11 protein-coding genes are annotated in these 14,569 nt (G+C 54.0%); 5 read left to right on the forward strand and 6 right to left on the reverse strand.

Features of this window, described 5'->3' with window-relative positions; genetic code table 11:
• Positions 1-15: 15 nt before the first annotated feature.
• A complete protein-coding gene (locus tag HMPREF1207_RS08740; RefSeq protein ID WP_009675107.1) occupies positions 16-1,095 on the forward strand; it encodes a DNA alkylation repair protein in 1,080 nt (359 codons plus the stop codon).
• Positions 1,096-1,403: 308 nt separating this feature from the next.
• On the opposite strand, the gene HMPREF1207_RS08745 is transcribed toward HMPREF1207_RS08740, so the two are convergent.
• From HMPREF1207_RS08745 to HMPREF1207_RS08760, 4 genes are all read right to left on the reverse strand, one after another.
• On the reverse strand, positions 1,404-2,003 hold the full coding sequence (locus tag HMPREF1207_RS08745) for a response regulator transcription factor (RefSeq protein ID WP_009675083.1): 600 nt from the start codon (positions 2,001-2,003) through the stop codon (positions 1,404-1,406).
• On the reverse strand, positions 2,000-3,136 hold the full coding sequence (locus HMPREF1207_RS08750; RefSeq protein WP_009675119.1) for a sensor histidine kinase: 1,137 nt from the start codon (positions 3,134-3,136) through the stop codon (positions 2,000-2,002). The genes HMPREF1207_RS08745 and HMPREF1207_RS08750 overlap by 4 nt, the downstream gene beginning before the upstream one ends.
• A gap of 65 nt (positions 3,137-3,201) precedes the next feature.
• Entirely contained in the window at positions 3,202-4,257 is a 1,056-nt protein-coding gene (locus HMPREF1207_RS08755; protein ID WP_009675092.1) for a fatty acid desaturase, read from the reverse strand.
• Between the two features lie 278 nt (positions 4,258-4,535).
• Positions 4,536-5,093: a DUF1273 domain-containing protein gene (locus tag HMPREF1207_RS08760; RefSeq protein WP_009675089.1), complete on the reverse strand. Its 558-nt coding sequence runs from the start codon at positions 5,091-5,093 to the stop codon at positions 4,536-4,538.
• Between the two features lie 251 nt (positions 5,094-5,344).
• Between HMPREF1207_RS08760 and nrdD the strand changes: the two genes are divergently transcribed.
• Together nrdD and nrdG are read left to right on the forward strand one after the other, a co-directional pair.
• Positions 5,345-7,324, forward strand: a complete 1,980-nt coding sequence (gene nrdD / locus HMPREF1207_RS08765) for an anaerobic ribonucleoside-triphosphate reductase (protein WP_009675087.1) — start codon at positions 5,345-5,347, stop codon at positions 7,322-7,324.
• A complete protein-coding gene (gene nrdG, locus HMPREF1207_RS08770; protein ID WP_009675131.1) occupies positions 7,321-7,854 on the forward strand; it encodes an anaerobic ribonucleoside-triphosphate reductase activating protein in 534 nt (177 codons plus the stop codon). Before nrdD ends, nrdG begins: the two co-directional genes overlap by 4 nt.
• 294 nt (positions 7,855-8,148) lie before the next feature.
• On the opposite strand, the gene HMPREF1207_RS08775 is transcribed toward nrdG, so the two are convergent.
• Positions 8,149-10,734, reverse strand: coding sequence for a metallophosphoesterase (locus tag HMPREF1207_RS08775; protein WP_009675072.1), 2,586 nt, complete (start codon positions 10,732-10,734; stop codon positions 8,149-8,151).
• A 3-nt stretch (positions 10,735-10,737) separates the two neighbouring features.
• Positions 10,738-12,003, reverse strand: coding sequence for a class I SAM-dependent methyltransferase (locus tag HMPREF1207_RS08780; protein WP_009675077.1), 1,266 nt, complete (start codon positions 12,001-12,003; stop codon positions 10,738-10,740).
• 179 nt (positions 12,004-12,182) lie between these two features.
• Between HMPREF1207_RS08780 and HMPREF1207_RS08785 the strand changes: the two genes are divergently transcribed.
• Both HMPREF1207_RS08785 and HMPREF1207_RS08790 read left to right on the forward strand, forming a co-directional pair.
• The gene (locus tag HMPREF1207_RS08785) at positions 12,183-13,514 is read left to right on the forward strand and encodes a helix-turn-helix transcriptional regulator (protein WP_009675108.1); all 1,332 of its coding nucleotides are present in this window, start codon (positions 12,183-12,185) and stop codon (positions 13,512-13,514) included.
• Positions 13,489-14,370 carry a WYL domain-containing protein gene (locus HMPREF1207_RS08790; RefSeq protein ID WP_009675113.1) on the forward strand — a complete coding sequence of 294 codons (882 nt, stop codon included), beginning with the start codon at positions 13,489-13,491 and terminating at the stop codon, positions 14,368-14,370. Before HMPREF1207_RS08785 ends, HMPREF1207_RS08790 begins: the two co-directional genes overlap by 26 nt.
• Positions 14,371-14,569 lie beyond the last annotated feature (199 nt).

A 14,569-nucleotide genomic window follows, 5' to 3' on the forward strand; every position in this document is an offset into this window, starting at 1 on the left:
GGAAAGGGGCAAGTCATGGAACTGCTTAAAGATTTATATAGTCCATCTTTTTTCGAGCGTTTTATTAACCTTGTTAAAGAAAAATATCCCTCATTTGACGGGGACCGCTTCCGCGTCTCCATTTATGACGGGAACTGGGATACGGAGGCGTTCAAGCAGCGGATGCGGCATATTACATGCTCGCTTACGGAGACGCTCCCTTCCTCTTATCCCGAGGCGCTGGAAGTCTTGACGGCCGTCGCGCCGCAGTGCAGGGGAGTCGAGTATTTGTTCTTCCCCGACTTCATCGAGCTTAACGGTCTCGGTTCGTACGAGCTGTCTATGGAATTTTTGCAAACATTCACTCCTTACTCCAGCTCCGAATTTGCCGTCCGTCCTTTTTTGCTGCGGGAACCGGGGCTTACCCTGGAACATATGAAGCGGTGGGCGCGCCACGAGAACGAGCATGTCCGGCGTCTGGCCAGCGAAGGCTGCAGACCCCGTCTGCCGTGGGCTTCCAATCTGCCCGCCTTGCGGGAAGACCCTCGTCCGATTCTTCCGATTCTCGAAACGCTGAAGGAAGACCCGTCGGAATACGTGAGGAAGAGCGTGGCCAACAATCTCAACGACATATCCAAGGACCACCCCGAACTCGTGTTGGAGCTTGCCAAGGGCTGGTATGGTAAAAACCCGGCCACCAACTGGATCGTGAAGCACGGCTGCCGCTCGCTGCTGAGAAAAGGCGATTCCCGTGCGCTCTCCCTGTTCGGGTATGAAGAGATCCGGAACATCTCGGTTCATGCTCTGGACGTGATAACCGGAAGCATAGCGGAGGGAGAGAATCTGGAGTTTTCTTTCCGGCTTGTGAACGAATCGGAAGATGTACAGGCCCTGCGGGTGGATTATGAAATCGGGTACCGGAAGAAAAACGGGATGCTTGCGCCGAAACGTTTCAAGCTGACTGAGAAGCCGTTCGGACCGGGCGCTCATCCCCTTGCCAAACGGCATTCGTTCAAGCTTCTGACGACCCGCACGTATTACGCCGGTGAACACGAGGTCCGCATTCTCGTTAACGGGACCCCGATGGCCGCGGTGTCGTTTGAATTTACGGAGTAACGCGATGCGGCTGCTTTCCGCCTGATGCGACTGCAGTCCCCCGCTTCCTTTTCCGGCGGGTCTAAGCTGCCGTTTGCCGGTAGTTATCCCGATTAGCAAAAGGCTCAAGCCGTCTCCTCCGGAGGCGGCCTGAGCCTTTATTTCCGTTTTCCCGCCGGAAAGCAAAAAAACCTTTCCGCAGCACCGGCGCCATTCTCACAAGGCACACATTTACGGAAAGGATGGTTTTGTATGGTTAGTGGATGAGAGTGTCCCGGCACGTATGGTGCTACTTCGGAATCGGAACGGTTGCGGCTCTGCGTTCCGGTTTATTTAAACCAGCCCTTCTCCTTGAAGCGGGTGATGGCTTCGATCCGGTTGCTCACGTCCAGCTTGTCGAGGATCACCGAGATGTAATTGCGGACCGTCCCGGTCGTAATGTACATCTGGCTGGCGATTTCTTTCGTATTCTTGCCGTCGGCGATGAGAAGCAGCACTTCCTTCTCCCGCTCCGTCAGCGGATTCTCCTCGCTGTAGGCTTCGTCTACGAGCTCCGAGGCGTAGAGCCGCCGGCCCGCCATCACACTGCGGATGGAATCCGCCAGCTCCTCGCTGGGGCTGTCCTTGAGCAGATAGCCGTTCACGCCGGCCTTCATGGCGCGCTCGAAATAGCCGGAGCGGGCGAACGTCGTCAGGATGATGACCTTGCAGCCGGAGCCTTTCAGCTCCTCGGCCGCATCCAGCCCGCTCTTCGCCGGCATCTCGATGTCCATGATGCAGACGTCCGGCTTGTGCTCGTGCACGAGCTTCAGCGCATCTTCGCCGTTGCCCGCAACGCCCACAACGGTCATATCTTCCTCCAGATTAAGCAGGGAAGCTAGCGCGCCCAGCAGCATCCGCTGGTCCTCGGCGATCACAATGCGAATCATTTCCCCGCCTCCTTTGCCGGTTGTTTCAAAACGATCGGAATTTTAATGACGACCGTGGTCCCTCCGTCGGAGAGAATTTCCAGCGTGCCGTTAATAAATTCCAGACGTTCTTTCATCCCGCGCAGCCCGTTCCCGCGGAAATAATCGAACTGCTCCGCCCGGCCGTTCCCGTTGTCCTTCACCTTGACGACGAGGTCCGTCCGCGACGGTTCGATCACAATCGTGCAGGCCGTCGCACCGCTGTGCTTGACCACGTTGGTGACCGCTTCTTTAAGGCACATGCTGACGACATTCTCCGTCATCAGCGAAGTATCGATCTGCTTCGGGTCGCCTTCCAGCTTGAAAGCTATCTGCGCCGCTTTCAAAATCTGCTTGACCCGGAACATTTCCTCGGCGACCCGCGTGCTGCGCATGTTGGTCACCATTTCGCGCACTTCCTTCAGCGCGCTCCGCGCCGTCTGCCGCACATCGTTAATCTCGGCCCGCGCCTGGCTCGGGTTCTTGGCGATGAGCTTGCCCGCCAGATCGCTCTTGAGCCCGATCAGGGAAAGCTTTTGCCCGAGCGTGTCATGCAGGTCCCGGGCGATCCTCTGACGCTCCTCCAGCTTGACCAGCTCGTCAATCCGCTTGTTCGCGTCCTCCAGCTGCTCCTGCAGCTTATCCCGTTTGTTCTTCGTATACGTATTGACCGGAAGCAGAATCACCCCGATCAGGGAGATCAGCACGAACGGAAGCTGCGTAATGAAGATCGGATTTTGCGTGACGAAACCGAAATTGATCGTAGCGATCGTGCTTACCAGATGAATGGTATAGAAGGTAAAGAAGCCGATCTTGTTCTGGATATTCCCGATAAAAAAAGCGAGAAACAGCGAAAAATACACGTACCCGAACAGAAGCGTCATCGCGATCGAAACGACAATCTGCACGCTCGTCCAGAAATACACAAGCCACCCCTTCGATACGACGGACAGCACATAGCAGCTGAAAAACACAATGATCATGCCGATGCCGAAGGCGTTCTTGAGGGTGGAGCCCGAACTGAATATGAAATAAAAAGGAAGGATGTAAAAGACTACCCACACGTAAGGACTGAGACCGGTGTTTTTCTGAAAAATTCGAATCCAATTCTGCATGGTCTCTTCACCTTTTCTGCGGCGCCGTTTTACATCCATTTTAGCATAAACCGTTAAGTTTGGGACTATTCGCCCTGGAAACCCGGTTTCGGATTTTTCAGGACATCGCTTGCGGCTCCCGGCCTGCGGAGCACATGTTTGACATCTTTAAAGCTTACAAACGTCTTCCCTTTCTCGTCCCACAGACGGAAGCGGAGAGACTGAAGGCTCGTACGGAGCGTAATGGTCGTCGCTTTTTGCAAAGGAGGCGTTGAATTGTGCGCTTTTTCCAGGTTGTAATTCGGCACTCTCGGACTCAGATGATGAACATGATGGTAGCCGATGTTGCCTGTGATCCACTGCAAAACTTTCGGAAGCTGGTAGTAAGAGCTGCCGTCAACGGCCGCTTTTACGTAGCTCCACTCGTCTTCTTTCTCGAAGTAGGAATCCTCGAACTGATGCTGCACATAGAAGAGCCAGATGCCGAGCAGTCCCGATACGAAGAATACCGGCGCCTGCACGAGCACGAACGCCTGCCAGCCGATCAGCCAGCACATCAGCGCGTACAGCAGCACGATGGATACGTTGATCACATACGTGTTGATGCGTTCCTTGCGCTTCGCTTTCTTGCGGTTGAAACGGTACTGGATTAGAAAGACGGCTATCGGCCCGAGGCCGAACATAACCAGCGGATTGCGGTAGATGCGGTAAGCGGCTTTACGGAACCATGGAGATGCGGCGTATTCTTCTACGGTCAGCACCCACATGTCTCCGGTGCCGCGCTTGTCGAGATTGCTGCTAGTGGCATGATGCACGGAGTGGCTGTATTTCCACTGCTCGTAAGGACACAGCGTCAGAATGCCGGTAATCGTGCCGAGAATATCGTTGGCCCGGCGGCTTTTAAAGAATGACTGATGACAGCAGTCGTGAAATATGATGAACGTCCGGATGACAAATCCGGCTGTGAGTAAAGCGAGAGGGAGCGTGAGCCAGTACGAGACGGCAAGGCTTGCATAAGCCGCGTACCACAGCAGGAGGAGAGGCACAATCGTGTTGAAAACCTGCCGGATGCTTGATCTTGTATCGGTCTTTTCGTAGGGGGCGACATCTTTTTTCAAATTCATAACTTTCGTTTGAGACATTAGTATGTGTCCTCCTCGTTCTGACGCGGGGCTAAATCCCTGGCATCAGCGCGCTATTCTACCTTCATTATAAAGAGAACCGCTTGCGCGCAGTAGTCATAAACGTCATGAGGGCACATGACAAATGTCATATAGGGCGGAGGGAAAAAGGTCGGCGGAAACGACCTGACAGCCGGTCTCAAGGAAAAGGCGCCGAATCGGCGAGAGGGGGAAGTATTGCCAGGGGAAACCGGAGAGACAGCGAAGGACGGAAGCGGGCGGAAACGGCGGGGCCCGGGTCAGTAAAAATCCGACCGGTTCTCTTCGTCCGCTATGTCTTGAACCTCTTCGGGCGTGATTATCATGACGGCGTATCCGTCTTCGTTCTGTTTCTTCAGGGCCCGTTCTTTCATAAAACGGGGACTCCCCTCGCCCGCTTCTTCGTCATAAAAAAGAAGAAGGCCGTCCGTTTTGCGCAGGAGAAGATCGTCCCGGGCCTGCAGCTGCCACACGCCGGCATACGGCTGCTTGCTGACGGCTCCGTAGAAATCCACATCCTTCAGGATGCCGCGGTAAAACTCCTGCTTGTCTTCCTTCCACTTCTCTTCCGGGTTGGCGTAGGCGGTCAGAATCGAAAGCTTCAGCTGCGGATACTCCTTCTTGAGTCCGATCACGACCTCGCACGCCCACAGATCCACCCCGTACTGCCCCGGCGTGATCACCCATTCCAACCCATCTTCGATGAGCGGGACAAGCCGGCCCGCGATCGCTTTTTTAATATACTCAATGCCTTCGTGCTTTTCGTTAAAAATGTTCAGCTCATGCGCCCGGTAGCCGGTCACGAGAAGGTTTTTCAACTGCGGACACTCCTTCGGTGCGGGTGATAACGTACATCTTCCAATATACACGAAATGAAGAGTATACGCCCGGGGAAGGTTGGGCCGTGCATGTCTGTGATTAAATCGACACCAAAACACTAGATCATGTGATAAATTAAATAAAAACATCTATATGTAGTGTTTTCGGTCTAAGAAGGTGAAAATTCGCAATCTGAACGGGAGACCTCTTACCGGTAAAAACCTGCTGTTTTCGGAAGGGAGACATTTACATGTCGTTGTTAGGCAGGCCGAACCAGAGCAACACCGATGCCTTGCTGGAGGAAATAAAAAAATGGGGAGACGCCATCATGGAAGGCAGCGATGCTGATCTTCTGCGCGAGAATGCCAATCTGAACGGAGAGAGTTTCTCGGGGAAAATGAGCAAGTTCGGGAGCGAGTATGCCAGATGGTACGCCCGGCGATTTACGATGCCTGCGGTTCTGGTACAAGCTGTAGACGCCAATTATTTGTATGTGCACGATCTGGACCAGTACGTTCTCGGGACGACCAATTGCATTTTTATTCCGTTCGCCAAACTGCTTCGGCGGGGATTTGACACGGGCAGCGGCAGCGTGCGGCCGCCAAACTCAATCTCGTCGGCGATGGCGCTCGTCGCCATCATCTTCCAATCGCAGCAGAACGCCCAGTACGGCGGTGTTTCCGCCAATAAGCTCGATCACGACCTTGCTCCTTATGTGGCCAAGTCGTTTGCCAAACATTTCAGGAAGGCGCTGCGTTATTTCGGCGAAAACGAACCGGTAGACGACGAACGGGGCATCTCGATGAGCCGGGCGGATTTGCGGCTATTATGCCCCGAATCTTATCGTTATGCGCTTGAAGAGACCGAACAGGAAACGATGCAGGGCGCAGAGAGTCTGATTCATAACCTGAACACCATGTCCAGCCGCGCAGGCGGACAAATCCCGTTTACCAGCATCAATTACGGGACCTGTACTTCCCCCGAAGGGCAGTTGGTCATTCGGTCCGTTTTAACGGCTACGATAAGAGGACTCGGGCACGGGGAGACACCGATTTTTCCTATTCAGATCTTCAAATGCAAGAAGGGCGTAAATCTGGAGCCCGGGGCCCCGAACTATTCCCTCTTCCTGAAAGCGGCTGAATGCTCGTCGCGAAGGCTGTATCCGAATTTCGCCAATCTGGATGCCCCGCTCAATCTGGAACACTACGACCCGGCCGATCCCGATACGGAGTTCGCCACTATGGGCTGCCGTACCCGGGTTGTCGCCGACCGCTTCGGCCGGAACCGTTTGTCCGGCAAAGGAAATCTGTCTTTCAATACGCTGAATCTGGTGAAGCCGGGCATTGAGTACGGCATCGTTTCGGGTCGTCGCAGTAAGGCGGATGAAGCGGGCTTTTACCGCAAACTCACTCGTCAACTCGAGATTGCCCTTGACGGATTGCTGCACCGTTTCGGCATTCAAGCCGCCCAGAAGACTAAAGCATCGGATTTCATGATGCGGGAAGGAGTCTGGGAAGGCGGGGAACAGCTTGATCCCGACGAACCCGTAGGCGACCTGCTCAAACATGGCAGCCTGTCTATCGGGTTCATCGGTCTAGCCGAATGCATGAAAGCGATGTACGGCTCTCACCACGGTGAAACCCCGCAGGTGTACGCCAAAGCAATCGAGCTGATCCGTTATCTGCGTAATTTCTGCGATGCCAAAAGCGAGGCGCTGAACATCAACCTTACGCTATTCGCGACTCCTGCCGAAGGATTGTCCGGCAAGTTCACCAAGCGGGACCGGGAAACTTACGGCTGCCTGCCCGGTGTCACCGACCGTGAATATTACACGAATTCTTTTCATATTCCGGTATATCATCCGATGACATCGGCGGAAAAGATCAGTCTGGAAGCCCCGTTCCATGAGTTATGCAACGCCGGAGCCATCACCTACGTGGAACTGAACGGGAATGCCCGCAATAACCTGCCCGCCTTTGTCAAAATCATTAAGTTTGCGCTTTCCCGGCAGGTCAGCTATTTCAGCATCAATCATCCCATCGACCGCTGCGGCGCTTGCGGTTACGAAGGCATGATCGGTGCCGTTTGTCCCGCTTGCGGAAGTCATGAAAAGGACGTACATATCCGCCGCCTGCGTCGTGTGACCGGCTATCTGACCGGAGACTACCAGACTCGTTTTAACGGGGCCAAGCAGGCCGAGGTCAGGGACCGGGTGAAGCACAGTCCATGAATATTTGTGGTTATGCACCCGAGACCATTGACGAAGGCGAGGGGCTGCGGACAGCTCTATATATTAGCGGCTGCCGGCATTACTGCCGGGGCTGCTTCAGTCCCAGGACGTGGGATTTCGATTACGGCACGCCCATAGGAACTTACTGGGAAGAGCGGATTATCGCCGAACTTCAGAGCAACCCCCTACTCGACGGCTTATCCATTCTGGGCGGCGACCCCTTCTTTTCCGCCGGTCAGGTGAGTTCATTTCTGGACCGTCTTCGGCAGAAAGCGGGAACCGTCAACGTCTGGATTTACAGCGGCTATACTTACGAAGAACTCGCCGCAAATCCGGAAAGCGGTGAATTCGGTCTGCTAAGCCGCTGCCAGGTGCTGGTGGACGGCCGGTATGTGGAGGAGCTCCGGGATCCGGCGCTTCTGTATAGGGGAAGCCGCAATCAGCGGTTAATCGATATCGAGGCAAGCCTGCGGCGCCCGAAGGCCGTTTTGTGGCAGTCCGCTTGGGACCGAGAGCCGCCGACGGCATAGCATCCGTACCCGCTTGGCTTTTGACAGGCAGGCGTTCTGCTAGAAGACCGGTGTGAACAACTGCTGGGTGCCTTACCCGGCATCTATTTTCCCGATTGAGTCCGCGTTTGTACCGGCAGGAACGAGGGCCTTCGTTCTTCGCACCGTATGCAACTCCTAGCGCGTGGCGTTTGGCGGCGTTTGGCTTCGCACGACAGCAGTCAACCGCACGCGGCTAGCAGCCCGGCTGTCAAGTCCGTGAACAGCCTCACGCCAAAAACCGCCCTAACGAAAGCGTCAGGACGGTTAACGGCTCTACAGCCTCGGATCGATCTCTTTCTCCTTCGCCACTTCAAACAGCACATTGGCCGCCGCTTCCTTATATCCCTCGTGGTCAGGTGCAATATCGCCGTATTTCACGGCAAGCATCTTCTGACCCAGCAGGTATTCGTTCAATGAGGTTCGCAGCTTAAGCTTGATGTTCTTCTGCTTCATGAGTTTGGCGTATTTGTGCGGAAAGCGGTAGTCGTATCCGTAAACGAGGGTCAAGTAATCCCGGTTGCGGACTTTCATGTAAGGCACGGTCTCACTGCCGGGCAGCTCCGGCTTGATGACGACTCCTTCCATATGAAGTCCGGTCGTCAGGCTCTCAAAGTACGCTTCCGCTTTCTCATAGCTGTCCGGATCACTCAAATCAAGCTGGAGAAATTCATCTCCGGACAAAAATTCGTACGCCTCGGACGTCGCCATCTGCGGGATCTGCTCTTCCCCGTTTTCGTATACGATCTTGAGGATCGCAAACGGCTTGTATTCCGGCTCGCCCGCCTCCCCGTAAAGCTCCAGCTGCCTTTTATACGTGCGGTATGCAGTCTCGTACTCCTCCAGCGGGACCCGCTTCTCCAGCAGACCGCGCATGTGCTTGTAGTTCTGGTAGACGCTCGCACCGTATTTTTCGCTTAAACGGGCCTTCGGCATCGTGAACTGATCCTTTTCGAAGCCGCTTGCCGCGTAAGCCTCCGCAAGTTTGCCGAACGCTTCTTCGAATCCGTTCGCCTTCAGAAAGTCCAGCTCCGCTTCCAGCGCCTTCTCGATCGGTCTGAACTGACGCTCGATAAGCCCTTCCCCCAGCGCATGCCAGGGAAGCAGCTCGCCGTCCAGCAGGAGCACGGCTATTTGGTTTTCTTCCATATAGGAACTGTATTTTACCAGCAGGCTTCTGAAAATATCGCTTAAATCGGCTCCCTTGATCTTGTAGCCGTTCCGGCTGACGCCATAGCAATGATCGGGGTCGCGGTGCAAATAGATCTGGCATCGGGAACCCATATATTTGGGCTGAAGCACGACTTTATCCACCCCGTGATCCGCAAAATAGCACAGGCCCTGCCTCAGTGATTCCAGTTCGCCGGCAGCTTCGTCTTTGTCCGCGGGAGACATCGTTCCCGAGATGGTGTTGATCCGGTTTCGGGAGCAGTAATGCAGCCTTCTCAGTTCCTCGGCCTCCAGGTCCCCAAGAGTCACTTTGCGCTCTTCCCGGAACAGGACCGGCAGATCTTCCGGCAGTACCGCCGCCCCCGCGCTGCGCGATTTGAAAAACGGCTTGAACGAAAGGCTGACCGCAGTCAGCTTATTGCCGCTTACGCAGCCTGTGTCCACGTGGACCTTGTTTCCGATCCGGAACGCGTTCTTCGCGGCGACGTGCCCGAACACGTGAAACGGATGATTCTTCACGGCCTCATCTTTCAGGAAAGCGAGCTGCCGTTCGAAAGATTCTTCCCGGTCCAGCCTGAAATTACGCTGATGACGCGCCGAATTTCCATCCAGCTTCCCGATATATTTATTACGGCACGGCGAATGCGTCACGTAGAAAGAAGGCCCCCGGGTACCGACCTTCCGGTAAAACGGCTTCGACATTCCGACGAGCTCGTTGAATTTCCGCAGCAGCTCGGCATCCTTCCTCAACGTCTCGACGGACGTGAAATACGAATGAAAGAGCTCCTCCTCCACGCCGCCGATCTCGCCTTTCAAATACTTGAACACGAAGTTTTCGTGATTGCCGAGGACAAGCAGAAAGTGTTCACGGTTTTCGTACAGGAATTCCACGATGGCTCTCGTATGATGGCCTTTATCGATCCAGTCTCCCGTCAGCACGATTTTCGTATGGCGCAGCTTTTCCGAGAGTTCCAATGAATTTCCGCTGAGCTTGAAACCGTAGTCTAGCAGCAGCCCCTTCAGATCGTCCACGCATTCGTGGACATCTCCCACTATGATGCAGTCGTACTCCTGTGGGAGCACAGCGGCAAGATATTCATCCAGATCGAGGATTTCGACGGTGTAAGCTCCATTAGCTTTCCCCTCCTCCGGGGAGTAGAAGTCTTTGGCGCGCACCTTGTGGATTTTCGTATAACCTTCGCGGGAGAGCGAGCCCATCACGTCTTTTTTCAGCCGGTTGATATGGGATGTAATCAGCTTCTTGGACCGTTCGGACGCATAATAATCGTGCCGTTTCCGGTAATCGAAAAGGATCACTTCGAGGTTGTAGTTGTTTTCCTTTGCTACCGCGCGGACTTTCTCACGAAAATCCTCGGCCAGCCCCGTCGTGTCGACCACCACAAACTCGGCATTGACGGGAAAAGAAGTCGCCATCTTAAGCCGCTCGAACAAGAGATGAAAAGCCTGGCCGCTGGATTCCAGCATAATCTGTTCGTATTTATCGTAATCGAATCCGAGGATTTCCTGCCGGATGCGGTCCGAGGACAAATATTGGACGTTAGCTTTCAACGCTTTATCGGAAGCTTCGAACTGGAGCCCGGGAATGAGAACTTCCTTGGCAAAAGTCGTCTTGCCGCATTCGGTCGAACCGACCAGCATGAAAATGGTATGGATACGGGTTTGAATGTTCACGGGTTACGCCTCCTTTTTCCTTAAAATAACGCCCTGCGTCGTGCGGATGGAGTTGACTCCGTCCCCGATGGCTACCGGTTCGGCCTGACAGCCCGTCGTCCCGATGAAGCCGGCGATCCACTGCCCGAATTCCTCCCGGCCCATCTCCCATTTATGATCGGGGTGCCTGTAACCGTCCAGTTCATAGAAGGGATTGAAATCGGCGTTAGGCGTCGTAATAATAAACCGGTCGAAATCGACCTCCGCGCAAACCTGTACAATGAGCGCCTGCGCTTCTTCGGGACTCATGTGTTCAATGACCTCCGTCAGAATCACATCGACTTGTTCTCCGTTATACTGGTCGAGAAAATGCCGGATCGAAGGCAGGGCAACGAGATTATCCAGCTCCTTGGCACGGGCCTTGCGGCTGACCGTTTCCAGCGCTGCTTCATCAATATCCACCGCGTAGTAAGTGTCTTCCAGTTTAGCCGCGAAAGGAATGGCGTAAAAACCTTCCCCGCATCCGATATCGAGAACCGCTTTGTCAAAAGGAAGCTGCCCGCGGATGAAAGTCCGCCTCTGATGACCGGTTCCTCCGAAATCGAAATCGATTTCGTAGCGGTCCGTTTTTTCCAGTTCTCCTTTATATTTCTTAAAGCGCTCACGCGAATTGAGGAAATTCCTCACGAACAAACTGCGGATATAAAACGGCGCGTCGATCACCTGAACGCTGCGGATATACTTCTCGAGCAAAAGATCGGAAATGTCGATATATTCGTTGCCGAACGTGGACAAGAACAGGCAGAGCACGCTGACGGCATGCAGCAGGTGATACAGGCTGCGACCCGTCGTCACCGTCAGGGAGTAGGTTTTATGCGCCTGATGCGCGATTTCGAACGAAAAATCCGGCAGATGCTTTTCAAAAAAATGAATGTACCGGATCATTTCGATATGTATCATTGGAATCCGGACGGTATGCGTAAATCCTTCCGAATCCCGTTCGTCCCGTATTTTAAGCGGAGCCGTAAAAAATTCGTTCCATGCGTTAAGCGGAAACAGCGGCGTATTGTAACGGGATACATTGAGGTATTCGAATTCTTCCTTGTCGTGCTGTTTGTAGGAAATTTCGTTGTCCGCGTCCTTAAAATACACGTTAAAGGTGTTCTCGCCGGTGTACCAGCCGTAAGCTATGCCCTTGCGGACCGGTCTGAGCAGCATGCCGGATTCCGGATTTTTGCGGATAAGGTACGAAAACTGCGGATTTGTCGAGCTAAGCTGAACGATAGCCATAAGAAAGTTCTCCTTGTCCTTGTCTTTGTCATATCCCTATTATCGCTCATCCGGCCGCGGCGGAACATGGCGAAAGTATTACGATGCCGGGAGAAAGTTTCCGTTTCCCCCATCACCGGCCTTTGATACAATGAAAAGATGACAGATTTTAGGGAATAAAAACAGGATGGGGGAGGACCATGGCCCGCGAAAGCTTCGATAAAGAAATCCAGTTCCTCCGTCTGCTTGTTCTGACGAGCGGCGCCTACAGCCGGCAGCAGTTTGCCGAGCGGCTGGGCATTTCCGTGCATACGTTTGATAAAACGCTCCGCCGGCTCAAAGAAATAGCGAGCACCGTCTCTTATCCGCTGGCCGAAGAACAGGGCCGGGAATTCGCGGAAATGCTCCGTTTCAATTACTATGAATCCTCCGATCCTCTGCTCCTCTTCCTCTACCGGGCAAAGTCGATGAAGGAGTCCGAAAGCCGGCGTCTGCCCTTCCTGCTGGCGGTCATGCAGGAGCAAGACCAGGCCATGTCCGCCGGAGAATTGATCGACGCATGCTGCGGCGGAATGCCGGACGACGTCCCTCTGCCCGACGAGAAAACGATCCGCTCCGACCTCAAATATTTAGAGGAAGTCGGCGTGATCCGCAAAGAAGGGAGCGGCCGCCCCTACCGTTACCGGCTGCATAACGATCTGATCCTGCACTTGAGCCGGGAGGAGCTTCTGGATCTGTACGATTTTGCGGACGTGATGGCAAATACTCGGCTTCCTTCCGTGCAGGGCTATCTCCTCCGGGACAGCCTCAAGAAAGCGATCCGGCAGCAGGGGCTGGAAGCGGCGATTGCCGAGCCTTTTTTATACAAATATCACTATTACTCGCGCATTCTGGACGAAGCGCATCTGTTCCCCCTCTTTCAGGCGATCCGGCAGCGGAGGAAGCTCCGGTTTCTGTATTTTTCGCCGAAAACGCACAAAAGCTATGCCTCCCGCAATACGAATCCCCTGTTCGAACGGGAGACAAACGGGAAACAGGCGCATGTGCTTCCGCTGAAAGTCGTGTACGACCATCAGTACGGAAGATGGTATCTGCTCGCAAGTGACGCCAGGCAGGGGATCATGAAGTTCCGCATCGAAGGACTCACCCAGATCGAGGAGCAGAACCCGGTCCCGGAAGAAGAATTCCGGTGCAAGCTTGCGGAACTGGAAGAGAAAACGCGCTACAGTTGGCTCATTGATACATCCGGCCCCGTTAAGGTTCGCGCGCGCTTCTACAGGCCGCTGAATGCTCCGGCCGACTTTATCAAGGAGAGGGTGCTGCTGCAAGGGCAATGGGGAACGATCACCGAAGAGAACGAGGAATCGTTCGTCTACGAAATTACGGTCAACGGACTGACCGAGATCAAGCCATGGCTCCGCAGCTTCGGGTCCAGTTGTGAAGTGCTCGCTCCCCGGCAGCTTAGAAAGGAATTCATCGCGGAATGGAAGGAGATTCACGCCTACTATGAACCTGTTCGAGAAAATCTTTAACTACCAGATGATTTCCCGGCTGGAGGAATCCGGCGTCGTGGCGCTGACTTCCCATGAGCGCACCTGGTTAAAATCCGCTCTGAGGCATCCCGCTGCGGAAGAGGCCTTTGCGGCCGATACGCTGACGAAACTGCGCAGCCTTCTTGAAGAGGAGGCGGATCTGGAGACGGATTCCCTTGTTACGGAGAAGGCCAAAAGCCCCGACAAGCAGGTGTACCATCCGCTTCTGCGCCCCCTGCGCCGTTTTATGCGGGAACGGCAGGGAATCCGGCTCAGCTACCGGATCCGAAACGGCCGTACGATGGAGAGCCAGTCGGGCATCCCTTACAAACTGGAATACTCCATGGTGAAGAAAGAATGGTACCTGCTCTGGTACCACTTGAGGAACCGCATGTATATGGCGACCAAGCTCGGCAGCATCCTTGAGCTGGAGGCCGAGGCTCCGGCGGACGGCGTATACGAGGAAATTACCGCCAAGCTTGACCAGAGCACCCGGCTGCGCAAAGAAAGCTCGGTCATCGAAGTCGTCCGCACTTATAACCGGGAGTTGTCCCGGATTCTGTACGCTTTCTCCTGCTTCGAGAAAGAGGTAAGCTATGACGACGAGAGGGATCTGTACCGGATCAGACTGACCTATATGAGGGAAGACGCGGAATACATTTTATCGAAAATCCGTTTTCTCGGAATGAGAGTAAAAGTCGTGGAAGGGCGGCATCTGCGGTGGCGGATGGCCGATTCGTCGGCGCGGGCGCTCGCACGCTATGGGGATGAACCTGAAGAAACCGGCGGCATATCGCCTGATTTAGAGACGGAAAAGCACATAGAAACGCCAAAAGCGTCGGCTCCGGGGAGCTGACGCTTTTTTTGTGTGCGGATATGGAAAACAATACTAAACCTTTTTCAAACGATTGTAAGCAATAGATAAAACAAGGTATAATTTACCATAAAATACTAATACCGATTCAATTGTCTGAAAAACGTTGAAAAACAGTAGGTATCTGAGCGAGATTATAATTTTTTCCAAGTTTATATGACATGGCTGACATGATTTCCAG

The organism is Paenibacillus sp. HGH0039, from assembly GCF_000411255.1.
Lineage (GTDB): Bacteria > Bacillota > Bacilli > Paenibacillales > NBRC-103111 > Paenibacillus_F.